The 23,764-nt window shown below is 53.9% G+C and carries 22 protein-coding genes, 1 tRNA gene, 2 pseudogenes and 1 riboswitch; of the genes and pseudogenes, 18 read left to right on the forward strand and 7 right to left on the reverse strand.

Going from position 1 to position 23,764, the window contains the following annotated elements; all coding sequences use genetic code 11:
* Positions 1–74 precede the first annotated feature (74 nt).
* On the reverse strand, positions 75–1,289 hold the full coding sequence (fabB, locus tag UN63_RS03800; protein ID WP_104485455.1) for a beta-ketoacyl-ACP synthase I: 1,215 nt from the start codon (positions 1,287–1,289) through the stop codon (positions 75–77).
* A 105-nt stretch (positions 1,290–1,394) separates the two neighbouring features.
* Between fabB and mnmC the strand changes: the two genes are divergently transcribed.
* Positions 1,395–3,386: a bifunctional tRNA (5-methylaminomethyl-2-thiouridine)(34)-methyltransferase MnmC2/FAD-dependent 5-carboxymethylaminomethyl-2-thiouridine(34) oxidoreductase MnmC1 gene (gene mnmC, locus UN63_RS03805; RefSeq protein ID WP_104485456.1), complete on the forward strand. Its 1,992-nt coding sequence runs from the start codon at positions 1,395–1,397 to the stop codon at positions 3,384–3,386.
* Positions 3,387–3,390: 4 nt separating this feature from the next.
* Here mnmC and UN63_RS03810 read toward each other — a convergent pair whose 3' ends face one another.
* Positions 3,391–3,885, reverse strand: a complete 495-nt coding sequence (locus UN63_RS03810; RefSeq protein ID WP_229793509.1) for a DUF922 domain-containing protein — start codon at positions 3,883–3,885, stop codon at positions 3,391–3,393.
* 192 nt (positions 3,886–4,077) lie between these two features.
* Here UN63_RS03810 and corA point away from each other — a divergent pair, with 192 nt between their 5' ends.
* A complete protein-coding gene (gene corA / locus UN63_RS03815) occupies positions 4,078–5,025 on the forward strand; it encodes a magnesium/cobalt transporter CorA (protein ID WP_104485457.1) in 948 nt (315 codons plus the stop codon).
* Positions 5,026–5,133: 108 nt separating this feature from the next.
* On the opposite strand, the gene nrdD (UN63_RS17175) is transcribed toward corA, so the two are convergent.
* Genes nrdD (UN63_RS17175) through nrdG form a run of 3 tightly spaced genes read right to left on the reverse strand, consistent with a single transcriptional unit; the run spans position 5,134 to position 6,564 of the window.
* A complete protein-coding gene (gene nrdD, locus UN63_RS17175) occupies positions 5,134–5,697 on the reverse strand; it encodes an anaerobic ribonucleoside-triphosphate reductase (RefSeq protein WP_219821067.1) in 564 nt (187 codons plus the stop codon).
* On the reverse strand, positions 5,666–6,097 hold the full coding sequence (gene nrdD / locus UN63_RS17180) for an anaerobic ribonucleoside-triphosphate reductase (protein ID WP_219821064.1): 432 nt from the start codon (positions 6,095–6,097) through the stop codon (positions 5,666–5,668). Before nrdD (UN63_RS17180) ends, nrdD (UN63_RS17175) begins: the two co-directional genes overlap by 32 nt.
* Positions 6,094–6,564, reverse strand: a complete 471-nt coding sequence (nrdG, locus tag UN63_RS03825) for an anaerobic ribonucleoside-triphosphate reductase activating protein (protein WP_229793508.1) — start codon at positions 6,562–6,564, stop codon at positions 6,094–6,096. The genes nrdD (UN63_RS17180) and nrdG overlap by 4 nt, the downstream gene beginning before the upstream one ends.
* Positions 6,565–6,752: 188 nt before the next feature.
* Between nrdG and UN63_RS03830 the strand changes: the two genes are divergently transcribed.
* A complete protein-coding gene (locus UN63_RS03830; RefSeq protein WP_104485458.1) occupies positions 6,753–7,223 on the forward strand; it encodes a CreA family protein in 471 nt (156 codons plus the stop codon).
* 86 nt (positions 7,224–7,309) lie between these two features.
* On the opposite strand, the gene uvrB is transcribed toward UN63_RS03830, so the two are convergent.
* Complete coding sequence (gene uvrB, locus UN63_RS03835) at positions 7,310–9,310, reverse strand: excinuclease ABC subunit UvrB (protein WP_104485459.1); 2,001 nt, start codon at positions 9,308–9,310, stop codon at positions 7,310–7,312.
* A 155-nt stretch (positions 9,311–9,465) separates the two neighbouring features.
* On the opposite strand from uvrB, the gene UN63_RS03840 reads away from it, so the two are divergent.
* Positions 9,466–9,541 (forward strand) — tRNA-Asn (locus tag UN63_RS03840).
* Positions 9,542–10,116: 575 nt separating this feature from the next.
* Here UN63_RS03840 and nagE read toward each other — a convergent pair.
* The gene (gene nagE, locus UN63_RS03845) at positions 10,117–11,619 is read right to left on the reverse strand and encodes an N-acetylglucosamine-specific PTS transporter subunit IIBC (RefSeq protein WP_104485460.1); all 1,503 of its coding nucleotides are present in this window, start codon (positions 11,617–11,619) and stop codon (positions 10,117–10,119) included.
* 119 nt (positions 11,620–11,738) lie between these two features.
* Between nagE and nagB the strand changes: the two genes are divergently transcribed.
* The 14 genes and pseudogenes from nagB to UN63_RS03915 all read left to right on the forward strand — a co-directional run bounded on the left by nagB (position 11,739) and on the right by UN63_RS03915 (position 23,749).
* Positions 11,739–12,542, forward strand: a complete 804-nt coding sequence (gene nagB / locus UN63_RS03850) for a glucosamine-6-phosphate deaminase (protein ID WP_104485461.1) — start codon at positions 11,739–11,741, stop codon at positions 12,540–12,542.
* A gap of 8 nt (positions 12,543–12,550) precedes the next feature.
* Entirely contained in the window at positions 12,551–13,693 is a 1,143-nt protein-coding gene (gene nagA, locus UN63_RS03855; protein WP_104485462.1) for an N-acetylglucosamine-6-phosphate deacetylase, read from the forward strand.
* Positions 13,694–13,721: 28 nt separating this feature from the next.
* The gene (locus UN63_RS03860) at positions 13,722–14,042 is read left to right on the forward strand and encodes a translation initiation factor (RefSeq protein ID WP_104485463.1); all 321 of its coding nucleotides are present in this window, start codon (positions 13,722–13,724) and stop codon (positions 14,040–14,042) included.
* 41 nt (positions 14,043–14,083) lie between these two features.
* Positions 14,084–14,201, forward strand: a riboswitch (yybP-ykoY riboswitch).
* 92 nt (positions 14,202–14,293) lie between these two features.
* Positions 14,294–14,851 (forward strand): TMEM165/GDT1 family protein, encoded by a 558-nt coding sequence (locus UN63_RS03865; RefSeq protein ID WP_104485464.1) that lies wholly within the window; start codon positions 14,294–14,296, stop codon positions 14,849–14,851.
* A gap of 42 nt (positions 14,852–14,893) precedes the next feature.
* Positions 14,894–15,129, forward strand: a pseudogene (locus UN63_RS03870) (IS66 family transposase); the annotation flags it as partial.
* 158 nt (positions 15,130–15,287) lie between these two features.
* On the forward strand, positions 15,288–16,352 hold the full coding sequence (locus UN63_RS03875; protein ID WP_219821065.1) for a LuxE/PaaK family acyltransferase: 1,065 nt from the start codon (positions 15,288–15,290) through the stop codon (positions 16,350–16,352).
* Position 16,353: 1 nt separating this feature from the next.
* Positions 16,354–17,805 (forward strand): acyl-CoA reductase, encoded by a 1,452-nt coding sequence (locus UN63_RS03880; protein WP_104485466.1) that lies wholly within the window; start codon positions 16,354–16,356, stop codon positions 17,803–17,805.
* 10 nt (positions 17,806–17,815) lie between these two features.
* Positions 17,816–18,565 carry an ABC transporter ATP-binding protein gene (locus UN63_RS03885; protein ID WP_104485467.1) on the forward strand — a complete coding sequence of 250 codons (750 nt, stop codon included), beginning with the start codon at positions 17,816–17,818 and terminating at the stop codon, positions 18,563–18,565.
* Positions 18,566–18,636: 71 nt separating this feature from the next.
* Positions 18,637–19,320: an ABC transporter permease gene (locus UN63_RS03890; RefSeq protein ID WP_219821066.1), complete on the forward strand. Its 684-nt coding sequence runs from the start codon at positions 18,637–18,639 to the stop codon at positions 19,318–19,320.
* Entirely contained in the window at positions 19,317–20,318 is a 1,002-nt protein-coding gene (locus UN63_RS03895; RefSeq protein ID WP_104485469.1) for an ABC transporter substrate-binding protein, read from the forward strand. Before UN63_RS03890 ends, UN63_RS03895 begins: the two co-directional genes overlap by 4 nt.
* Positions 20,315–21,100: an SDR family oxidoreductase gene (locus UN63_RS03900; RefSeq protein ID WP_104485470.1), complete on the forward strand. Its 786-nt coding sequence runs from the start codon at positions 20,315–20,317 to the stop codon at positions 21,098–21,100. Before UN63_RS03895 ends, UN63_RS03900 begins: the two co-directional genes overlap by 4 nt.
* 16 nt (positions 21,101–21,116) lie before the next feature.
* Positions 21,117–21,257, forward strand: a pseudogene (locus UN63_RS03905) (IS66 family transposase); the annotation flags it as partial.
* A gap of 91 nt (positions 21,258–21,348) precedes the next feature.
* Positions 21,349–22,590: a D-amino acid dehydrogenase gene (locus tag UN63_RS03910; protein WP_104485471.1), complete on the forward strand. Its 1,242-nt coding sequence runs from the start codon at positions 21,349–21,351 to the stop codon at positions 22,588–22,590.
* A gap of 190 nt (positions 22,591–22,780) precedes the next feature.
* Complete coding sequence (locus UN63_RS03915) at positions 22,781–23,749, forward strand: TAXI family TRAP transporter solute-binding subunit (RefSeq protein WP_104485533.1); 969 nt, start codon at positions 22,781–22,783, stop codon at positions 23,747–23,749.
* Positions 23,750–23,764: the final 15 nt, after the last annotated feature.

Here is a 23,764-nt window from a genome sequence, read left to right on the forward strand (position 1 = left end):
TGAGATGTGAGATGTGAAAATGAACACAAAAAGGGCGCCGAAGCGCCCTTTTTTAGTGCGGTGTTACCAGGCTATCAGCCTTTGTACTTGCTGAATACCAGGCTGGCGTTGGTGCCGCCGAAACCGAAGCTGTTGGACATAACGGTGTCCAACTCGGCTTCTTTGTATTCGGTGACGATAGGCAGATTCTTGGCCTTCTCGTCCAGCTCGGTGATGTTGATGCTCGGGGCAATGAAGCCGTGCTGCATCATCAGCAGTGAATACACCGCCTCGTGCACACCGGCGGCACCCAGCGCATGGCCGGTCATTGCCTTGGTGGCAGAGATATAAGGAGCATTGTCGCCAAACAGGTTGTTGATGGCTTCCAACTCTTTCACATCCCCTACCGGCGTAGAGGTGCCGTGGGTGTTGACGTACTGCACCGGGGCTGGCGCGGTGGCCATGGCCTGCTGCATGCAGCGCACAGCGCCTTCACCGGACGGAGCCACCATGTCGTAGCCGTCGGAGGTGGCGCCGTAGCCGGTGATTTCGGCGTAGATCTTGGCACCACGTTTGAGGGCGTGCTCCAGCTCTTCCACTACCACCATACCGCCGCCACCGGAGATGACGAAGCCATCACGGCCCGCATCGTAGGTACGGGAGGCCAGTTCGGGGGTGTCGTTGTATTTGCTGGACAGAGCGCCCATGGCGTCGAACTGCAGGGCCAGGGTCCAGTCCACTTCTTCACCGCCACCGGCGAATACGATGTCCTGTTTGCCCAGCTGGATCTGCTCCAGCGCATGGCCGATACAGTGTGCAGAAGTCGCACAGGCCGAGCTGATGGTGTAGTTGATACCCTTGATCTTGAAAGGGGTAGCCAAACAGGCGGACACGGTTGAAGACATGGTGCGCGGCACCATATAAGGTCCTACACGACGTACGCCTTTGGTGCGCAGAATGTCACAGGCTTCGATCTGGTTCTTGGAAGAAGCACCACCGGAGCCAGCGACCAGACCGGTGCGCTCGTTGGATACCATGGACTCGTCAAGGCCCGCATCGGCGATCGCCTGTTCCATGGAAAGATAGGCAAAGGCGGCGGCATCGCCCATAAAGCGCATGACTTTACGATCGATATGCTCGGACGGGATCAGATTAACGTTCCCCCATACCTGGCTACGCAGGTTATGATCAGCAAACTGCTGGGAGAAGCTGATACCGGAGCGGCCCGCCTTGAGTGAGGCCAGAACTTCTTCCTGATTGTTACCGATGCTGGATACCACACCGATACCGGTAATGACTGCTCTTCTCATCTATCTTTCCTACTGTCTTGATTTGGCGCCAATTCTAACCACAAAATATGGTCAAACTGGTCTGCTTTCACATAAAATGACCGTTTTTACGGCCCCGGAGGTTCAGTGTCACCCCACTTCATTACAACCGCAAGTCTGGACTGGAATGACCAAGGCACGCCGGTCGCCGCTACGTTCGACGATGTCTACTTCTCTAGCGACAATGGTCTGGCCGAAACCCGCTATGTGTTTCTGGGTCACAATGGCCTGCCCGAACGCTGGATTGACCATGACAGGCCGCTGTTCGTGGTCGCCGAAACCGGCTTTGGCACCGGCCTTAACGTGCTGGCCACCTGGCAGGCCTTTATCGACTATCGCCTGCAACATCCGCAAGGTAACACCCAGCGCCTGCACCTGATCAGCGTGGAAAAATTTCCGCTTACGCGCGCCGATCTGCAACAGGCCCTGGGCCAATGGCCAGAGCTTAGCATTTTAAGCGAACGTTTGTTAGCTGAATATCCGCCCGCCGTTAACGGCTGTCACCGGCTCTGGCTAGACGAAAATGTATGCCTGGATTTATGGCTGGGAGACGTGGCCGAAGTACTGCCTCAGATGGAAGCGGGCCTGGCCGGAAAGGTGGATGCCTGGTATCTGGACGGCTTCGAGCCCAGCAAGAATCCGGAAATGTGGACGCCAGAACTTTTCCGGCAACTGGCGCGTCTGGCCCGTAATGGCGCCACCCTGGCGAGCTTTAACGCCGCCGGTTTCGTGCGCCGTGGGCTGAACGAAGCCGGCTTTCAGGTCGGCCGGGCCAAGGGCGTTGGTAGCAAGCGGCAAATGCTGGCGGGGGTTCGTCGCTGTGACCAGCGCCTCCCCTACCCCGCGCCCTGGTTCTGGCGCCGGCCAGGTCGGTCCGGCCAGACGCTGATTGTCGGGGCTGGCATCGCCGGGGCCAGTCTGGCCTATGCCCTGACCCGCCGTGGCCAGCGAGTGACCCTGCTTGATCAGAATGATGCCCCGGCGATGGGCGCCTCGGGAAACCGCCAGGCCGCCATTTATCCGCTGCTTAACGGCGATCATGACTGCTTGAGCCAGTTTTTTCTGCAGGCCTTTCTTTATGGTCGCCGCACGCTGCCTGCCCTGGCCGAACGGCACGCCTTCAGTCATGACTGGTGTGGCGTGGTACAGCTGGCCCATGATGAAAAAAGCGGCGCCAAAATCGACAAGCTGCTGGCAAGCAGCTTGCCGGCGACACTGGTACAGCCGTTAACCGCCGAGCAGGTGAACGCACGTACCGGTATTGCTGCCAACCTGCCCGGCATCGAGTATCCGCTGGGCGGTTGGGTCTGCCCCTTCGAGCTGACGGCCGCCCTGCTGGCCGAGGCGCAAAAAAGCGGCTTGCTGAGCTGCCACTACCAGACCCGGGTCGAGACTCTGGAGCGGGAAGAAAACCAATGGCATCTCACCACCGAGGGCGAGACTTTCTGTGCCGACAATGTGGTACTGGCCAGCGGCCACGAAGTCACGAGATGGCCGCAAACCAGTACCCTGGCGATGTCGCCGGTACGAGGCCAGGTCAACTATCAGCCTTCTTCTCCCACTCTGTCGGCACTGAAAACCGTGGTCTGCTACGAGGGTTATCTCACCCCAGCCTGGCAAGGAAACCACTGCGTCGGCGCCAGTTATGGTCGCAGGCAGTCGGCATTGGATTATCGGGAGCAAGACGAGCAGGAAAACCTGCACAAACTGGTGCGTACCCTGCCCGAACTCGATGATCTGACACCCGCTGCGGGTGCCGGTCGGGTGAGTGTTCGCGCCGCCTGCCGCGATCATCTGCCACTGGCCGGCGCGGCGCCGGACAAGGCCAAACAACTGGCACAATATGACAAGATGCCACGGCGAAAGTGGGAGGCGTTGCCCTTGGCGGAAGATCATGCGGGGCTGTATGTGATGTCGGGGCTGGGCTCGCGGGGCTTGTGCTCGGCCCCCTTGCTGGCCGAGCTGATGGCAGCGCAGCTATTGGATGAGCCCTATCCGTTGTCGCAGTCGCAATTGGCGGTGCTTAACCCCAATCGACATTGGGTGCGCAAGCTGCTGAAAGGAAAACCCGTGGAATAAACGCCTAATCGGGCCGAATAAGCCCGAGGTTGCGACCGTAGTCGTTCTGCTGCTGAAAGTCCTGTAACAGGGTGCGGGCGATGTCGAGCTGGTGATAGCCGACGTTGTCTGCCACCTGCAGCAACTGCTCGCAATTCGATTGGGGTGCTATCTCGAACAGAGAACGTTCCAGCCACTCACCCGACAGCAGGGCCCGCTCCCGCACCAGCCGTTCGTAACCGGTCAGCGCCAGTCGATAGTTCTGCCAGGCGGGTGTTTGCGGCCATTCCAACGGTTCGGTCACGGTGGCAATCAGCAAGACCTCCACCTGGGACGGCAGGCAGCCCGCCTCGGTTTGCTCCCCCGACAACTGCCAGGACAATCGATAATCCACATCGGCCAGGATCGGCTCCTGGGCGCTGGAGCCATAGATATCCACCGTTTGCCGTGCCTTCAGCGTCATATCGGCCGCGGCGGGCATCGCCAGCAACAATATCAAGGCACAACAACGTTGTTTCACGATAACTCTCCGATGGGGGATTCTGATGGCAGGGATCACGTCATTATAGGCCGGACACAGAGTCAAGTCATTTGAGTCTACTCTCATACTGCTAAAATAAACGTCAATAAACGAGGCTAACCCACTGATTACCTGACATCCGGCCCTGGCCTCTATATAGTGCAAGTCATTGTTTACTGGTTGGAGAGCTGCATGATCACAGCCTACACACTGAATGGAAAATCTCTCGACATTCAGCCGCTCAACCTGGAGGACGCCTTACCTCCCAACACCCTGTGGCTGGATATCCTCAAACCGGACGAACAAGAACAACGCTGGATGAAACAGCTGTTCGTGGAAGAAGTACCTGAGCTGGACGAACTCGACGACATCGAGGCCTCGGCCCGTTTTTACCGGGACAAGGACGGCTTGCACATTCATTCGCTGTTTCCCCAGCGCATGGGCAAAGAAATCGACGGCATCAACGTGCTCTTTACCCTGCGCAAAGACCTGTTAATCAGCTTTAGGGAAGACGATCTCGGCCTGATGCGGCTGCTGCGCCACTACATGCGCCAGGACCGGCTGGAAGCGAAAGACGCGCCGGACCTGCTGCTGGAAATTTTTCAGCTCAAAATCGAATATATTTCCGACCTGATCGAAGACGGTTACAAGACCCTGGAAGCCACCGCCAAACAGGTGCTGCAGGTGGATGACTTGCGCCGCACCATGTCTGATTTGATGCTGCAGGAAGACGGTAACGGCCACATACGGCTGGCCCTGTACGATACCCGGCGGGCACTGCGTTTCATCAAGCGCTCTTTTCGCCAGAGTGGTAACGACGAGCAACGCAAGTGGATCGATGAAATGCTTTACGACATCGAATCTCTGCTGCCCCACACACAGTTTCTGTTCGACAAGATCAACTTTCAGCTGGAAGCGGCCATGGGCTTTACCAGCCTGGAGCAGAGCAAGGTGATCAAGATTTTCTCGGTGGCCGCCGTGGTGTTTCTGCCGCCAACGCTGATCGCCAGCATCTATGGCATGAACTTCAGAATCATGCCGGAGCTGGACTTCGCTTTTGGCTACCCCATGTCGCTGGTGATGATGCTGATGTCTGCCTGTGGCACCTATTATTTCTTCAAACGCAAAGGCTGGCTGTAACTTCAGGGACTGGGGAATAGGGAATAGGGAATAGGGACAGGAAATTAGCGCCTCGGAACCAAATAGCAACGCCGCTAATTCCTGCTCCCTAATCCCCAATCCCTGTTGTTAAAGGTGGTAGAAGCGCCGGCCATGTTCGTCCCGGCGACCGGCGCTGAACGCCGACACCCGCTTCAGATAACCGATCACCCGGGTGGCATGGTCTACGTCTTCACTACCGCATGTACCACACTGCCAGTCGGTATGCTTGCTGATATGGCCGCAATCGTTGCAGATGGTGCTGCGTACATTAACGGTGAAGTAGTGACAGCCGGTGGAGGCGGCAATACGGTACAACTGTCGGTAGCCGGCACTGGTCAAGTGCTCGTCCAGGTTCAGGTGCAGCGCCGAACCACCGTCCAGGAATTGCACCAACTCACGCCCGTGCAGCACGAACTTGTCGAGAACCTGGGTGCCATCCTCGTCTTCCACCACGTAGAAGTAGGAGTTGTAGCAGTCACGTGGCACCTGATAACCGTCGGCCCTGTCCCATTTGGCGTTTTTCACCCCCAGGTTTTCCGCCGGCACAAACTCGGTATTGAACAGGTAGCCGTATTCCCGGCGAGCCTCACGGTTGGCATCATAGATAATCTTCAGCCGTTTACTGACAAAGGCCTGGTAGTCGGGGTTGATTGACGAATGCGCCGCAGAACGACTCCAGGTGTCTGGGGGCCTTGCTCTCGCCTCCCAGCCGGGTCAGCCCATCGAGCAGGAAGGGATACATGCTCACCGACACGCAATAGGGCTTGAGGCTGGTCTCGTCGTGTACATAAATCTCGTGCTGTTCAATCTGGCGTTCATACTCCGTCGCCAGCGCCTGGCCAAACAGCTCGGCTATCTTGTTTTTCACCAGGCCGCGGTTCACCTGCACAAAAAAATCCTTCATCAGCTCCGCCTCGGCTGTGGCGATGTTTTTATGAGTAACATTGGCATTAGGATCCATCACGGACCCATCCGCCGCATTACCGGCATTCAGATAGGCATTGAAACTGGCGATCTTGGCATCGAGCTGGCTGGGTTGCAGGCGTATCATGAACGTCTCCAAAAATGATGATTGAGGGATCCGCCGCTGTGCAGGCAAATCAATCGTTGGTTGCTGTGTCTGGAGTCAAGTCCGCCCAGGTGCGCCACCCAGGCACCGGTTTTCAGGTAGTCCAGCTCGGCCATCAGGGTCTGGCTTACCCTGTCCCGACCGCTGTACAGGCAGGTTTTCAGCCCCTGCTCCCGCGCCAGCCGCAACAGAGGCAGCAAGGCATCCCGATCCCATTCTCCACCGAAAAACAACACACAGGTGAGCAGCCCCTGATAACGCGTCAGCCAGCCTTGCAGCCGCTCGGGTGTTAACAGGGTCCCCGCCGCCGGATCCCAGCTGTCCTGGCTGTGACAGCCGGAACACGCCAGCGGACAGCCGGTTACCAACCAGGCCAGGCTGACTTCTCCCGGCACTTCCTGCAGCACCACCCGAGGTTCGAAGGCATTCAGCATATCGTCACCAATCACTATATGTTGTGCCTTAACACTAGATTAAAACACAACATATGGGATTGTGAGTTCAGGCCTATTTCATATTTCCCTGATCTGGATCAGCCTTGTCGCTGAACGTGATAATGCAAATGCATACCCCGGCTCACTGGCCCCGGAGCCGGCTTTGTGTTATCACAACAACAAAGATAAACATAAGGAATGTTATGAAAAACAGAACCATAGCCGCCCTGCTGCTGGCCACCCTGGGCCTCGCAGGCTGTGACAATAATGAAGTGGGCGATGTGTCGCTCGGCCTGTTTACCACCAAGGACATCAAGATAGAGGTACTGACCGATCCGGGCGTACCCGGCGTGACCTGTCATATCTCCGATGTGGTGGCCGACCTGAGTCTGGCCGATCCGTCCGACATGTCGATCAGCTGCCGCCAGACCGGCGAGATCACCGCCGCCATGGTAGCGGCCATCGACAAGTCGACCAGCGGAGAAGTGGTGTTCAAGAAATCGAAGAGTATCTTCCTGAAAAGCCTGAAGATCCGTCGTATTTACGACGCGACCAGCCAAAGCCTGCTCTATGTGGCCTACAGCACCAAGGAAACCGAAGGCAGCTTCAAGCATTCCATGTCCACCGTGCCGCTGTGGGGATCCGCTGCCTACCAGGCACCCGCACAACCATAGAACGCAGAAACCTGTAACGGCCCTGCGTAGTCCGTAGGTTGGGATCCCTTCCTCATCCCAACCTACGAAGCTCTCCACCTCACCGTTTAACTGCGGATCAGCTGCTCGCGTAGTTCGTGGATGCGATCCCGGGTGGCTGCGGCCTGTTCGAACTCCAGATTGCGGGCGTGTTCCAGCATGGTTTTTTCCAGCTCAGTGATTTGCTTGTCCAGCTCTTTGGCGGTGGGCAGGTGTTCCGGCAGCGGTGTCTTGTCTTTGGCGCGTTTGGATCCAATACGGCGGCTGCCGTCCAGATCCATCACGTCGCTCACGCCCTTGGTCAGTCCCTTGGGCACTATGCCATTCTCTTCGTTGAACTGCCGTTGTACTTCCCGACGGCGCTCGGTTTCACTCATGGCCGCGGCCATGGAGCGGGTCACCCGGTCGGCATAGAGAATGGCCTTGCCGTTGAGGTTACGGGCGGCCCGACCTATGGTCTGAATAAGCGACCGCTCGGAGCGCAGGAAACCTTCTTTATCGGCATCCAGAATGGCCACCAGCGACACTTCCGGCATGTCCAGCCCCTCGCGCAGCAGGTTGATGCCGACCAAGACATCAAACACGCCCAGCCGCAGGTCCCGGATGATCTCCATGCGCTCCACCGTGTCTATGTCCGAGTGCAGATAACGCACCCGTAAGCCGTGATCGTTCAGGTATTCGGTCAGGTCTTCGGACATACGCTTGGTCAGGGTGGTGACCAGTACCCGCTCGTTTTGCGCTATGCGCAGCCGCGCCTCTGACAGCACGTCGTCCACCTGAGTGGCCACCGGCCGCACTTCCAGCACCGGGTCGAGCAAACCGGTCGGGCGCACCACCTGCTCGGCCACATCGTCGCCGGACTTGTCCAGCTCGTAGGGGCCGGGGGTGGCAGACACAAATACCGTCTGCGGCATAAGACTTTCGAATTCCTCGAAGCGCAGGGGGCGGTTGTCCAGCGCCGAGGGCAGACGAAAACCGTATTCCACCAGAGTTTCCTTGCGCGAGCGGTCGCCTTTGTACATGCCGCCAATCTGCGGCACCGTAACGTGGGATTCATCGATGATCAACAAGCCATCACCGGGCAGGTAATCGAACAGGGTCGGCGGTGGCTCGCCCTCGCCCCGGCCCGACAGGTAACGGGAGTAGTTCTCGATGCCCGAGCAATAGCCCAGCTCCTGAATCATCTCGATATCGAACTGGGTGCGCTGGCTGATTCGCTGCTCTTCCAGCAATTTGCTGGACGACAGCAGCTGCGCCTTGCGCGCCTGCAACTCCACCTTGATATGTTCGATGGCGCCGAGCAGTTTTTCTCGCGGGGTCACGTAGTGGGTCTTGGGATAGATGGTAAAGCGCGCCAGCGTTTTTGACACACCACCGGTCAGGGGATCGAACAGGCTGATGCGCTCGATTTCGTCATCGAACAGCTCTACACGAACCGCCTGGTTGTCGGACTCGGCCGGAAAGATATCGATCACCTCGCCCCGCACGCGGAAGGTACCACGCTGAAAACCGGCGTCGTTACGAGTGTATTGCAACTCCGCCAGCCGGCGCAGCATGTCCCGCTGATTCAGCACATCGCCGGTGCGCAGGTGCAGCATCATGCTCAGATAAGACTGGGGATCGCCCAGACCATAGATGGCCGATACCGAGGCCACGATAATCACATCCCGCCGCTCCATCAGCGCCTTCGTGGCCGACAGTCGCATCTGCTCGATGTGGTCGTTGATGGAGGCATCTTTCTCTATAAAGGTATCGGTCGTCGGCACATAGGCCTCGGGCTGATAATAGTCATAGTAGGAAACGAAGTACTCCACCGAGTTATGAGGAAAGAACTCCTTCATCTCGCCATAGAGTTGGGCGGCCAGGGTCTTGTTGGGTGCCAGTATCATGGTGGGCCGCTTCAGCTCGGCAATCACGTTGGCCACGGTAAAGGTCTTGCCCGATCCGGTGACCCCGAGCAGGGTCTGGTGAGCCAGGCCGGCATCGATCCCCTCCAGCAGTTGCGCAATCGCCGTCGGCTGATCACCTGCGGGCTGATATTCGCTGACCAGTTGGAAATCTTTGCTCATTACCCACTCTCCTCTAGATTCGGCACCCAGTTTACCCCCTGAGAAGCAGTAAATTTAAGCGAAAACTGTCTCTATTGTCTTAAGGGTCAAAATTCACATTTTGTCCTTGACCCCACTTACCGGCCTGCGTATTATCTGCGGCCTCTTCACGAGATTCCCCCTTAGTTCAGTTGGTAGAACGCCGGACTGTTAATCCGTATGTCGCTGGTTCGAGTCCAGCAGGGGGAGCCAAATTTCGCACCACTTCTATTGACTTATCCACTACAAGCCCCGCGCTTTCTTCAAAAAACCCACATTCTGTGTCTTTACTCTAATGTCGCTGCTATCGTTCAGATATCGGGCGATGATTTGTTATATCTTTTTTCAAGCATTTGATTTTAAAGTACTTATTTTTTGGTTACTTTTTTGCCGTCTTATCGGAGAAGCCTGCCCTGACTGGCTTCTCACCGGTTTTGGGTAGGTAATCCACAACCTTATCCACAGAAATGGTGGATAAGTATGCTTAACCCTGATGCCACAAGGCTCAGGCCCGTTGTGCATAACATTTTGAGTCTCATTCTCCACCGAACACCCGATTGACAGCCTGAAAATTCTGGCTGCAGCATTTCCGCCAGCGCCGCCGAACAATTGCAGTTAACGGGCACATTGCGGCTTGCATATGCTGACTTAAACTGTTTTTTCAAGTTGTTTGCTTTACTTATGCCCTGAAATAATAAAAAACGGGGCCAACCGCCGTCAGCCCCGTTTTAAATGACCCTGTATTCCGCAGTTTTCGGCATCAAGGCCTTATTGTCATAGATTAGCCGTCAGGGCTTTGTCGTCAGCGCCCTGATATCGGCGGCCAGCATGTCAGCCTGAGGGCCGACAATCAGCTGCAGGTTCTGCTTACCAAGCTTCACCATGCCGGTGACCCCCAGTTCCGTCAGCCGGACTTCGTCGACCCGACTTGGGTCCTTGATGGTCAACCGCACCCGGGTAATGCAGGCGTCGATATGCTCCAGGTTGTCCGCTCCGCCCAGAGCCGCCAGATACTCCGTCGCCAGCTCGCCCGGCTCGATGGCCGCCTTATCACCGTCAACAAGCCGGGGCTCCTCCTCCCGTCCCGGTGTCTTGAGGTTGAATATCCGGATGGCGAAGTAAAAGGTGAAAAAATAAAGGATGGCGAACACCACGCCGATCACCACCAGCGCCCAGGGCCGGGTGGCCTGTTCCCAGTTCAGCACCAGATCAAACAGACCGGCAGAAAAACCAAAACCATGCAGCACACCGAACAGGTTGGCCACTACCAGCGCCAACCCGGTCAGCAGCGCATGCAGCGCATAGAGCAAGGGGGCCAGAAACAGGAAAGCGAACTCCAGCGGCTCGGTAATGCCGGTCAATAACGACGTCACCGCCAGTGACAATAACAGGCCGCCCACCTGAGCACGTTTCCCCCTGTGTGCGGTCAATATCATGGCCAGAGCTGCGGCCGGCAGGCCGAAGATCATGACCGGATAAAAACCGGCCATAAAGACCCCGGCTGTCGGGTCGCCGGCAAAGAACCGATGCAGGTCACCCCGGGTTACCTCGGTGGCCAACCCGGCGATCACACCGCCGTCCACACCAGGCACGGGGCCGCCCACCGTGAGGGTCTGTACCAACGCCGGATCCAGACACAACTGTTGCAGCTTGCCCGCTGCCTCATAACTCAGCTGCAGGCAATCGCCCCAACCAAACCAGACAAGGCTGCTCAGCACCTGATGCAGTCCTATCGGGATCAGCCCACGGTTGAGCAGACCATATAGAAACTGGCCGAACGCCCCCAGGGTGGGGATGGCCATGCCGACACTGTCGACGGCCTGCTGCAACAGGGGCCAGACAACACCAGCTATAAAGGCCACCAGCAATGCGAAGAACCCGGTCATGATGGGCACCAGCCGCTTGCCGCCGAAGAAGGCCAGGTAAGCGGGCAGCCGTACCCGATGAAAACGGTTATAGCTGTGGCCGGCGATGATGCCGGCGATAATGCCGCCGAAGAAGGACAGGTCGATATCGCTGTTGATGCCGTTAGTGGCACCGGTCAGCACAAAATAACCGACAGCGCCGGCCAGGGCGGCGGCACCGGCGTCATCCCGCGTCAGGCCCACCGCTATGGCCAGACCAAACAGCAGCGGCAATTGATTAAAAATGGCCGCCCCCGCCCCGGAAATAAAGGCGATATCCAGCAAATCCGGCTGCCCCAGACGCAACAGCAGGGCCGCCACCGGCAGGGTTGCTATGGGTAACAGCAGCGCCTTGCCCAGTTTCTGTAAGTATCCCGGCACATTCACGACAGATCTCCTTAATTGCAATATGGGCGCGCCAGCATGCTTCACGCTGACCAGAATCCTGCTGAGGCCGCCATTCGAAATATGGTAGGCTTTCGGCATATCACCACGAGAAACCAGCCATGCGTTTAATCCCTTTCGCCAGCGCGGGCCAGGTCAGCCACTGGGCCGCACATTATATTGCCGATAGCATCAATGCCTTTGCGCCCACAGCCGACCGCCCCTTTGTACTCGGGCTGCCCACCGGCAGCACACCACTGGCCACCTATCGGGAACTGGTGGCTCTACATCGGGTAGGAAAGCTCAGTTTCCGCCATGTGGTTACCTTCAATATGGACGAATACGTCGGACTCTCGCCAGAACATCCGCAAAGCTATCACTACTTTATGTACGAAAATCTGTTCAAACATGTGGATATCAACCCGGCGCACATCCATATTCCGGACGGCCAGGCCGACGATCTGGAGGCCGAATGTCACCGCTATGAAGCCGCCATCCGCCACTATGGCGGTATTCATCTGTTTATGGGGGGGGTAGGCAGCAACGGTCATATCGCCTTCAATGAGCCCATGTCGCCTTTCGACTCTCGTACCCACATCAGTACCCTGACCGAGGCCACCCGGCAGGACAATGCCCGCTTTTTCGACCATGACCCGGGGTTGGTGCCAACTACGGCAGTGACCATAGGCCTGGGTACCCTGCTGGAGGCGGAAGAAGTCATGATACTGGTGACCGGCCAGCACAAGGCGCAGGTCCTGCGGGCGGCGGTGGAAGAAAGCGTCAACCCGGACTGGCCGATATCGTGTCTGCAGCTGCATGCCCGCTGCTTGGTGGTGTGCGACGCCGACGCCCGCATGGCGCTAAAGCCAAACACCCTGACCGGGTTTGCACGGCAAGAACATTCCCCCCTCGAGTATCTGGAGTAAGCGTATCCATGTTTGCCCTGACCGATTGCACCCTGTTCGACGGCGAGCAACTGCTCGAAGACATGGCCTTGGTGATAAAGCAAGATCGCATTGTTGCCATTCAGCCCCAGGCGACGCTTGCCGCAGACCTGCCCCGTCACTCGCTGAACGGCGCCCTGCTCAGCGCCGGCTTCATCGACTTGCAACTGAATGGCTGTGGCGGGGTCATGTTTAATGACGACATCAGCAGTACCACCCTGGAGACCATGCACAGGACCAACCTGAAGTCCGGCACCACCAGCTTTCTGCCGACGCTGATCACCTCCCCCGACCGGGATATGCAGCAGGCGGTCAGGGTCACCCGGAACTACATGGCCCGGCATCAACATCGGGTGCCGGGGCTGCATCTGGAAGGCCCCTACACCAACCTCAAGCGCAAGGGTATTCATCCGGCGGCGCAGATCCGGCCGTTGGACGAACCCATGCTGGACTTTTTATGCCGCCATGCGGCGGTGATCGCCAAAATCACCCTGGCCCCCGAGTGCAACAGCCCGGCGCATATTCGCCGCCTGAAAGAGGCCGGTATTCTGGTGGCCATGGGCCATACCGCCGCCAGTTATGACGAGGCCATGGCTGGCTTTGACGCCGGTATCGGCTTTGCCACCCACCTCTACAATGCCATGACCCCTACCCTCAACGGCCGGGAGCCCGGAGCCGTTGGCGCCGTGTTCGATAACGACAGTATCTATGCCGGCATTATAGTGGACGGTTTTCATGTCCATGATGCCAATGTGCGACTGGCACACCAGGTACTGGGCCCGCGTCTGTGCCTGGTGACCGATGCCACTGCCGCCGCCGGTGCCGGCCCCGAGCTGACCCAGTTCGACTTTTGCGGCACCACCGTCCTGGTGCGCGATGGCCGCTGTGTGGACCAGCATGGTACACTCGGCGGCTCGGCGCTGACCATGATAGAAGGGGTCAGGAACCTGGTTGAACGAGTCGGGCTACCGCTGGAAGAAGCGCTGCGCATGGCCAGCCTCTATCCGGCCCGGGCCCTGGGTCTCGACCATGAACTCGGCTCCATTGCCGTCGGCAAGGTGGCCAATCTGGTGGTGCTGAACAAGCAACTGGACGTCACAGCCACCCTGGTCAACGGCCGGTTCAGCACCTGACGTTATCACCGATCATCGAGTCCAACATATGAACAAATTGGTATACAGCACAGATCCCGACTGGCAGGCCAAACAGGCCGATGCCGCGGCTTCCACCGACAGCCCCTTCCCCGACGACGGCGTGGTGCGCCTGCGCCGCGAAACCAAGGGCCGCAAGGGCGCCGGGGTGATCTGCGTGTACGGCGTGCCTAAAGAGCAGGTGGGCACAGTCGCCAAGCAGCTGAAAAAACAGCTGGGCACCGGCGGCGCGGTGAAGAAAGGCGTGATCGAAATTCAGGGCGACCGCCTGGAGCAGGTCAGCGCCCTGCTGACCAAAGCCGGACTGAAAGTGAAAAAGGTCGGCGGTTAGTTCCGCCTTGATTTTCACGTTTCTGCCGCTAAAATACTCGGCTCCTGCACAAGGGGGAGTAGTCTCTCGCCGAAAGGCGAGACGGTCGTCAACATAATTGGTGCAAAATCACCATGGTGGCCGTGACCAGGGTTGTCTTTGTCGAGACACCGTTGGTTTGACGAGACCTTTGACAGGCTGATGCCGATACCGGGGACGGGCGGCATAGCCTGCTCATTGGTTGTCAACACCCTGTCCCCCTGGTAGATACTGTGGAAGCCCTGACCACCTCGACCCTTGCGGTCGCCATTGCCGAAATCGGCGATAAAACCCAGCTGCTCGCCCTGGTGCTGAGCTGCCGTTTCAGAAAGCCTCTGCCCATTATTGTTGGCATCCTGGCCGCTACCCTGCTCAACCACGGCCTCGCCGGCTCTGTGGGTGTCTGGATACAGCACTGGCTGGATCCACTCTGGCTGCAATATCTGCTGGCCGCCTCCTTCTTCGCCATGGCGCTGTGGATGTTGATCCCCGACAAGCTGGACGACGAAGACAGTCAGCTGCGCCGTTACGGGCCCTTTATCACCACTTTCGTGCTGTTCTTTATTGCGGAGATGGGCGACAAGACCCAGCTCGCCACCGTGCTGCTGGCGGCCCGTTTCGTGGACGACTTCTGGCTGGTGGTAGCCGGCACCACCCTCGGCATGATGGCCGCCAACGTGCCTGTGGTGTTACTCGGCAAGAAAGGCGCCGAACGCATTCCCATGCGATGGATTCACGGCGTCAGCGCCTTGCTCTTTCTGGTGTTGGGTATCACCACCCTGTGGTGGTAGGCCGGCGCGGCAATGGTAAGCGTTCACCCGCATAGCATTGACAGCAAAAATGAGGCAGAGCGCGCATTACGCGGCTATGTGCTGTGGCGCAAGGGCAGCTATGGTGTCTGGTCCCAGCGTGGGGAGTTGTTTCGACAGCACATTCTGTCGTTGGTAGAAACCGCTAAGCGGCTGAGCTGCTGAGCTGCTGTCCTCAGCAGTGGCTGCGAACCATAGTGCCGGCCTGTATCGAGAAGACGGATTACCCCATTCCGGCAGCATTGTCCCCGTCAAGTTAGTCTCGGTGAAGAGTTACTGCTGCGCAGTGATTTGTTACACTTGGCGCCATATCATATGGCATTTCGACCATAAATTAGTCTCTACCAGACCCGGCGCCTTAATGTCAGTCAGAGCGTATTTTAATGAAAAAAAATGGAGTGATGAAATGGAACAAAACATGATGGAACGTACACTTCGTTTTGTGAGTCAATCAAATAGTTCAGATACAGAGTTTGATGAACAAGCTCTCGCACTGTTTAGATATCAATTTGAATATAATTTACCCTATCAATCTTATTGTCGAGCGAAAGGAAAAACGCCCAGGTTAGTCAAACGCTGGCAGGACATTCCAGCCGTGCCCATTGATGCATTTAAGCAAGTCAGCCTGAGCTGCAGTGTTCCCAATGAAAAGACTGTTGTTTTTATGACCAGCGGAACGACAACAGGTAATCGGGGAAAGCACTACCACCCTAGCTTAGAAGTGTATAATTTATCGACCATTAAACATTTTAAAGAACGTTTTATGGCACCCTGTGATCAGTTGCCTATGGGTATTTTATTCCCAACTCCCACCACACTGCCTAACTCTTCACTTGCGCATTATTTAGCATTAGTCGCTAAAGAATTCAGCAATCAGGATAGTGATTATTTTATCGATGACTTGGGCCTGCAAATTGATAAATTAATACTAGAGCTGGAACGACGTGAAGCAGACAATAAACCCTATGCGCTACTGGGTGCTTCTTTTAGTTTTGTTCATTTATTTGAAGCCTTAGCAGAAAAAAATCGCAAATTTTCCTTACCTAAAGGCAGTAAATTACTCGATACAGGTGGCTACAAAAATCAATCAGCAGAACTAGATGCCGAACACTTTTATCAGCAGATGCATGACTACCTTGGGGTCGAGCGACAGAACTGCATCAATATGTTTGGAATGACTGAATTAAGCACGCAACTGTACAACAACGGCAGCGAAGTGCTTCCCTCAGTAATGTCAGGCCCCCATTGGATTAAAACAAGAGTCGTTCACCCTGCCACAGGGGAAGATATGCCCGAAGGAGAGCCGGGAGTGCTGATCCAGGTTGATTTAGCAAACTACAACTCGGTTTCTTCCATTTTGACAGAAGATATGGGCGTAAAAAAAGACAACGGATTTATATTTTTGGGAAGGGTTCAAGGGGCCGATGCGAAAGGTTGCTCTCTGGCGCTTGATGAATTTATTCGCTCGGTAAAGGTACAATAAAATGATAGAAAGAGCGGGATTTATTCCGCAATTGGCTGAAGATGAAGTTATTTACGAAACAATCAACTTTGAAAATAAAGGTGTCAGCTTAAATGTAGAAGTGCCTGCATTAACAGCGGTGCAAATTGGGCACATCATTGAAAAAGTAAAAAAAACAAGAAATGAAGTATTAACAAAATTTACGGTTGCTGACATGGTGGCAATTGTGGATGAAGTAGTTCATCGCCTATTAGATCGAAATAATGCGTATCGAAAAAAAGCTGAAAAATTATTGCCGATTGTCACTGGGTATGACGCAGAAATGATCCGCCTCGGTTTGACCTCATCTTTAAAGACATTTAGAAAACCGCAATTATTGAAGTTTTTGGTAGAAGATTTTGGAAACCCTATGCTGCTTGATGAATTTCAGCCTGTGACCAAAGGCGGTTATGTGAAAGCAATTGGCCCACAGTTAATGACACACATATGGGCTGGCAATGTACCTGGGCTCCCTTTATGGAGCCTGGTATCGAGCCTGCTGGTAAAAGGCGGCTCCGTCGGTAAAGTGTCGAGTTCTGAACCACTATTTGCTGGATGGGTCGCGCAAATGTTAGCTGAGGTAGAGCCAAAACTTAAAGACTGCTTAGCAATCGTATGGTGGCGAGGCGGGGATGAAGAAAAAGAAGTACAGCTATTCGAAGCATCCGATGTGGTGCTTGCTTATGGTGGAAATACCTCATTGTCGGCAATGAAGTCTCGCGTACCTGTGACCACTCGTTTCTTGCCATATGGGCATAAGATGGCGTTTAGTCTTATCGCTAGCGAAAGCCTGAATGCTCGCAATGCAAAGGAAACCGCTCATCGCGCAGCATTTGATGTGATAAATTATGATCAACAAGCTTGCTTTTCACCGCATGCTTTCTTTGTGCAGCGAGGTGGAAGCATATCACCGAAAGATTTTAGTGAATATATAGCATGTGAACTTGATAAGTTTGACAAGCGTCATCCCCGGAAAGAGCTTTCCTTCGAGGAAGAAGCCAGCATTGCTTCTTGGAAGCAAAAAGAAGAAATCAGTTTATTTTCTCGTCTAGATAAGGCGGTATTAAGCAAAGAGTCAGGAAGTTGGACCGTGATTTATGAGCAACTACCAGACTCATTTACACCAAGTCCGTTAAATCGCACCGTACGGATCATTGAAGTTGATGACTTTGAGCAAGTGATACCTATTCTAATTCCTTATCGAAAGTACTTGCAAACGGCTGGCATTGCGGCCCACCCTAAAGAGATGTTTAAATTATCGTCAATGCTTGCAGAAGTGGGCGTAACGAGAATTGCATCTATCGGAAAAATGACATCACCGCAAGCAGGTTGGCACCATGATGGCACTTCAAACTTATTAGACTTGGTGCGTGTAGTAGATATTGAGCACGATGTGGAATACTACGCTGATAAATTTTCGCCGTATAGAAGTTAAGAGATATCAAATGGATAGATTACGTATAGAGCAGGTAGCATATAGTTATGGCGAAAAAGCACCCACATTAATCAATATTAACCTGGAAATTAAGCGTGGAGAATTTCATTGTTTAGTCGGGCGTAGCGGCTGTGGAAAAACATCACTATTAAACATAGCCTCCGGACTGTTAATACCTGACCAAGGCACTGTATACATAAATGGGCAGCGATTAAAAAAACCGATAGCGGACGCTGGATTTGTCTTTCAGTCCCCTACTTTATTAGAGTGGAAGACAGTACTGGAAAACATCCTCTTCCCCATAGAGCTAAAAAGAAAAAGCACGCAAAAAGAGCAAGAAAGGGCCTTATCTCTACTATCACTGATGAAAATCAGTGACCAGGCACATCAGTTTCCACAACAATTATCTGGCGGCCAACAAAGTCGCGTAGCCATTGCTCGAGCCTTAATTAAAAACCCGCCCTTTCTCTTTATGGACGAGCCGTTTGCAGCCCTTGATGCAATTACCAGGGAAGAGATACAAGATGATTTACTGGCAATATGCAACGACCAAAACATGACCGCCTTATTTATTACTCATGATATTTCAGAAGCCGTTTACTTGTCGAGTCATGTGTCTGTGATGGGCAAAGGAAATATTATGTATAATAAAGAAATAAACTTACCCGAGCCGCGCACACTGAAAGTTCGTTATAGTGAACACTTTAATGAGTTAAGTCATCTTATTCGGCAAGCATTAGAAGGAAACAACAGAAAATGAAATTTCTGCGGTTTTTCTCTGCCATCTTATTTGTCATATTCATCTGCGTTTGGGAGTGGTTAGGGAGTGCAATGTCTGAGCTTGTATTACCGACACCTTCTGTTGTTTTCCCTCTTTTGTGGTCTGGATTAATCTCGGGATATTTTACACCTCATATAATACAAACCTCCCTGGAAGTAGTAGCAGGCTTGCTCATTGGTAGTATATTTGGTGTGGTAATGGGTATATTAATGGCAGAGTTCAAGTGGCTGCCAAGCTTGTTATCCCCTTATATCATTGCCAGTCAGGCTGTGCCAAAGCTCGCTCTTGCACCATTATTCGTATTATGGTTCGGCTTTGGCATGACCTCTAAAATTATCATTACCGCATTAATTTGCTTTTTCCCACTGCTTGAAAGCACCATGACTGCAATTAAACAAACAAATAAAGAAAAGCAGAATTTATTTAGAGTATTACAAGCATCAAGATGGGAAACGCTTATTCACTTAAAAATACCAGAAGGCCTGCCTAGCATGATGAGTGGGCTTCGTGTCGCGGTGATTTTAGCCCTGGTAGGCGCCGTAGTGGGTGAGTTTATTGGTGCAAACAAGGGATTAGGTGCACTCATCATTGCTTCACAAGGTATGATGGATACGCCGTTAATGTTTGCTGTTTTAATTTTACTCACGTTGTTTGGTATGGTGTTGTATGGTTTAGTAAACTTAGTTGAAAATCTTTTATTAAAAAAATACTTTTATCGAGGTGAAGGAAAATGATCAAGACAATAAGCAAACTATCTACACTCGCGCTTTTAAGCTTAGCCTTAGTCGCTTGCGGTGATGATATAAATTCAGCCAAGAAGGAAGGCGCAGAAAAGTTACGAGTTGCCAGCTGGAGCCAACCAATTACCGAGCAAACCAACATACTTGCCGAAAATAAAGATTTCTTCTCCAAGCAAAACATGGAAATTAAATTCATCCCTGGTGCTGGTGGCGGAGATGCAATAAAAAACATTGCGTCAGGAAAAGCAGACATTGCATTTACAGATCCAGGTTCACTTTTTTCAGCATTAGACAAAGGTGAAAAGCTAATTGCTTTATATGACATTTATCCACGCAACGTGTTTAATGTGGTCTCTTTAAAAGAAAGTAATATTACCAAACCCGAGGATTTAAAAGGAAAGAAAATTGGCGTTTACAGTTTATCAAGCGGCACTCGACAGAATCTATTGGTGTTATTAAACAAAGCAGGATTAACCGAAGATGATGTCGAAATCATTGAGACAGGCGTGCTTAACTTCGCCCCTCTAATGCAGGGGCAGGTTGATGCTACGGCTGCGACAGATACCGGCCTGGCGACGGGAAAGGCGAAGGGACTTGGCGATGTGGAAGTGATGGAAGTAAAGGACTACTTTAACTATTCAAGCGATTTATTTGTAGTAACAGAAAAAACATATGAGCAGAAAAAAGATGAGCTATATGCATTTTTAGAAGGATATAAAGCAAGTGTGAAGTGGATGATGGAAAATACTGAAGAAGCCGCTAAACTTGCAGTTAAATATGCCATTGACGGGAAAAATGAAGCGCACAACGTAAAAATTATTGAGTTACGAAATGCGTCTAGCTTACCGCTTTCAAATGATGTCGCAGAGCTTGGACTGATGAGCCTGAGCAATTTACAAAATGCCGCTGATATGTATTACGAGCTTGGAATAATTAGTCAAAAACTGAACTTGACTCCTGTTGTAAATAAGAAATATATGCTGACCAAATGAGCGGAGATACACCATTGAACTTAGCAGGAAAAGTCGCATTGGTCACCGGTTCAAGCCGTGGCATTGGTGCTGAAATAGCAAAAGGCTTGGCCAAGCAAGGCGCCTTTGTCATTGTCAATTATTTACAAGATGATCAGGCGGCAGCACAAGTCGTCGCCACTTGTCAGTCACTGGGTGGGAATGCCTGGGCGATTAAAGCCGATGTCACGGTTGAAGATGAAGTAAATCGCATGATCAAAGAGATTACTTTAGATTTAGGGAAGATCGATATCGTCGTTAATAATGCTTTTAAGCCTTATCAATTCAACCCTGAACAGCGCAAGCTGGCTTGGGAGCTGACATGGGAAGATTACCAAGCACAATTAGATGGCTCCTTGCGTTCGGTTTACTATGTTAGTCAGGCTGTTATGCCGGTGATGAAGCAACAGTGTGGAGGTAGCATCGTCAATATCGTCACCAATTTAATCGCGCGCCCTGTCGTTCCCTATCTCGACTACACAACAGCAAAAGGAGCCGTGCTCAGTTACAGTAGGAATCTGGCAGCCGAGCTAGGACCTCTGGGCATTAGGGTGAATTGTGTTGCTCCAGGCTTGGTTTTCCCCACAGATGCCAGCAAGTACACCAAGGAAGATGTGAAAGAGTTAATTATTGCGCAAACCCCTTTAGGCAGGTTGGCACAACCCGCCGATGTAGTAGGCCCGGTGTTATTTTTGGCGTCAGACTTGGCAAATTTTGTAACGGGGCAGACCCTTCATGTTGATGGTGGGTTTGTCATGGGGTAACAATGCGGATGCCCGTTATGGTGTATGGTCCCAGCGTGGGGAGCTGTTTCGACAGCGTATTCTGTCGTTGGTAGAAACAGCTAAGCGGCTAAGCTGCTGTCCTCAGCAGTGGCTGCGAACCATAGTGCAGACCTGTATCGAGAAGAGGGATCCCCCATTCTGGCAGCATTGTCCCCGTCAAGTTAGTCTCGGTGAACAGTTACCGGAAATGCCTATGCTGAGGCGATTGAGTATCAAGGGAGTCAGGCATGCGAGTCGCGATTATTGGTAGTGGGGTCATCGGCTTGACCACCGCCTATGCATTGGTAAAAAAAGGGCACCAGGTCGAGCTTTTCGAGCAACGGAACGCGGTCGCCATGGAAACCAGCTTCGCCAATGGCGGCCAGCTGAGCTATCGCTACGTGTCACCACTGGCAGATGCGGGGGTGCCGCTGCAGGCGCTGCGCTGGATGCTGAAAAAGGATGCGCCGCTGCGTTTTCAACCTCGCATGAATCTGGATCAATGGCGCTGGTGCCTGCGCTTCTTGCTGGCCTGCCGCCGCAGTGTCAATCGGTCCAATGGGGCGCACCTGCTGCGACTGGCACTGCACAGCCAGTCGGTATTGCGTGGCTGGCGAGAAGGCGATGGCCTGGATGACTTCGCCTGGCGGGCCAACGGTAAGCTGGTCATTTATCGTGACGGCGCCAGCCTGCAAAAGGCCGCCGCTGGCATAGCCCCCGACTCACCACAACAGCTGCTGGATAGCCGGCAATGCATAGAGGCCGAGCCTGCTCTGGCCAGTCTGGCGTCGCAACTGCAAGGCGGTATTTTTTCTCCCGGCGACGAAGTAGGAGATTGCTACAAGTTCTGCCGGCAGCTGCTGCAGCGCCTGCACGGACATGCCAACTTCAGGCTGCATACCGGGAAAGCCGTCAACAAACTGCACCTCGAACGCGGGCAGATCCGCGCCCTGTCTCTGCCGGACGGCGATGTTGCTGTCGATCATCTGGTGGTTGCCGCCGGCATTGGCAGCGCCGCCCTGCTGCGACCACTGGGACTGAAACTGCCGCTGTATCCCTTGAAGGGCTACAGTCTGACCCTGCCCGTGACCGATCACGCTTTTGTGCCGCAGACCAATGTCACCGACTACGACCGTAAAATCGTCTACGCCCGCCTGGATAATCAATTGCGCGTTGCCGCCATGGTGGATATCGGCGACTGGAATACCGATCTCGACGCCAGCCGAATTGCCTCACTGCGCCAACAGGCTCAGGCCTGCTTTCCGCATGCGGGGGATTACCAAACGGCCACAGTCTGGGCCGGCCTGCGCCCCGCCACCCCCGAGGGCACACCATTACTGGGACCCAGCGGCATCAAGAACCTGTGGTTGAATCTGGGTCATGGCAGTCTGGGCTTTACCCTGGCCTGTGGCAGTGCCGATACCCTGGCCAGTCTGATTAATCGTGAGCCCCCGGCTATTTCTCTGGAAGGCCTGCAACTGGCCTCCTGAGTTTTATACTGGCCTGTATTATTCACGCTATATTTATTCTCACGCTTTTATTGGCACTACTATTGTTATCAGCCCTGTTTGGTTCGCCAAAAGGAAAGTATTACATTAACGTAACTGCTTCATATGGTTTCATATGAGTAAATATGTTAGTCATATGATTGGAAAATAACCCGAGGATATGAATATGGTTATGCATAATCGTAATGTCACCAAGCTTTTTACCGGCGCCATGACCGCCCTCCTGTTCAGCACCCAGGTCAGTGCCGAAGCGCGCTACGTAACCATTGGTACCGGCGGCCAGACCGGTGTTTATTACACCGCCGGCCAATCGGTGTGCCGTTTTCTCAACCGCGGCGCCGACGAGCATGACATAAAATGTAATGCTCCCTCATCGGCAGGTAGCGTCGGCAATATCGTCTCACTGCAAAACGGCGACTACGACTTTGCCTTTATCCAGTCCGATCACCAGTACAAGGCGCTGGAAGGTCAGGCTCCCTTTGACAAGAAGCCGGTAGAAAATCTGCGCGCCGTCTTCTCTCTGCAAAGCGAGATACTCACCGTAGTGGTGCGTAACGATAGCAACATCAATGGCTTCGAAGATCTCAAGGGCAAGCGGGTCAATATCGGCGTACCCGGCTCCGGTAGCCGCGATACCTTCGATGAGTTAATGCAGACCAGCGGCTGGAACAAAGACAGCTTCTCACTTGCCGCCGAGCTGAAACCGGCAGAAATGGCCGCCGCCCTCGGCGACAACAACCTGGATGCCATCACCTATATGGTGGGCCACCCCAGCGGCGCCATTCAGGAAGCGCTGACCACGGCCGACGCCAAACTGATCCCGGTTGAAGGCGCCGGAGTCGACAAGCTGCTGGAAAAAGCCAGCTACTTCACCCGCGCCAACATTCCCGCCGGCCTCTATCCGGGCGTTGACCAGCCTATTCCCTCCATCGGTGGCAAGGCAGTGCTGGCCACCACAGAGCAAGCCGATCCGGACGTGGTCTATCAACTGGTCAAGTCTGTCTTCGACAACCTGGAGCGCTTCAAGCGTCTGCACCCCGCCTTTGCCGAGCTCAAGGCAGAAGACATGATCAGTGCCGGCATTACGGCGCCGCTGCATGAAGGAGCCGAGCGTTTCTACAAGGAAAAAGGCTGGCTGTAACCGCCAGCCAGCGAC

The organism is Oceanisphaera arctica, from assembly GCF_002936955.1.
Taxonomy (GTDB): domain Bacteria; phylum Pseudomonadota; class Gammaproteobacteria; order Enterobacterales; family Aeromonadaceae; genus Oceanimonas; species Oceanimonas arctica.

What these genes read in the sequence shown, in the direction of transcription:
- fabB (WP_104485455.1), bottom strand. Translation starts at nt 1,289, where the DNA reads ATGAGAAGAGCAGTCATTACCGGTATCGGTGTGGTATCCAGCATCGGT.
- corA (WP_104485457.1), top strand. Translation starts at nt 4,078, where the DNA reads ATGATCACAGCCTACACACTGAATGGAAAATCTCTCGACATTCAGCCG.
- nrdD (WP_219821064.1), bottom strand. Translation starts at nt 6,097, where the DNA reads ATGATACGCCTGCAACCCAGCCAGCTCGATGCCAAGATCGCCAGTTTC.
- UN63_RS03830 (WP_104485458.1), top strand. Translation starts at nt 6,753, where the DNA reads ATGAAAAACAGAACCATAGCCGCCCTGCTGCTGGCCACCCTGGGCCTC.
- uvrB (WP_104485459.1), bottom strand. Translation starts at nt 9,310, where the DNA reads ATGAGCAAAGATTTCCAACTGGTCAGCGAATATCAGCCCGCAGGTGAT.
- nagB (WP_104485461.1), top strand. Translation starts at nt 11,739, where the DNA reads ATGCGTTTAATCCCTTTCGCCAGCGCGGGCCAGGTCAGCCACTGGGCC.
- nagA (WP_104485462.1), top strand. Translation starts at nt 12,551, where the DNA reads ATGTTTGCCCTGACCGATTGCACCCTGTTCGACGGCGAGCAACTGCTC.
- UN63_RS03860 (WP_104485463.1), top strand. Translation starts at nt 13,722, where the DNA reads ATGAACAAATTGGTATACAGCACAGATCCCGACTGGCAGGCCAAACAG.
- UN63_RS03875 (WP_219821065.1), top strand. Translation starts at nt 15,288, where the DNA reads ATGATGGAACGTACACTTCGTTTTGTGAGTCAATCAAATAGTTCAGAT.
- UN63_RS03880 (WP_104485466.1), top strand. Translation starts at nt 16,354, where the DNA reads ATGATAGAAAGAGCGGGATTTATTCCGCAATTGGCTGAAGATGAAGTT.
- UN63_RS03885 (WP_104485467.1), top strand. Translation starts at nt 17,816, where the DNA reads ATGGATAGATTACGTATAGAGCAGGTAGCATATAGTTATGGCGAAAAA.
- UN63_RS03890 (WP_219821066.1), top strand. Translation starts at nt 18,637, where the DNA reads ATGTCTGAGCTTGTATTACCGACACCTTCTGTTGTTTTCCCTCTTTTG.
- UN63_RS03895 (WP_104485469.1), top strand. Translation starts at nt 19,317, where the DNA reads ATGATCAAGACAATAAGCAAACTATCTACACTCGCGCTTTTAAGCTTA.
- UN63_RS03900 (WP_104485470.1), top strand. Translation starts at nt 20,315, where the DNA reads ATGAGCGGAGATACACCATTGAACTTAGCAGGAAAAGTCGCATTGGTC.
- UN63_RS03910 (WP_104485471.1), top strand. Translation starts at nt 21,349, where the DNA reads ATGCGAGTCGCGATTATTGGTAGTGGGGTCATCGGCTTGACCACCGCC.
- UN63_RS03915 (WP_104485533.1), top strand. Translation starts at nt 22,781, where the DNA reads ATGCATAATCGTAATGTCACCAAGCTTTTTACCGGCGCCATGACCGCC.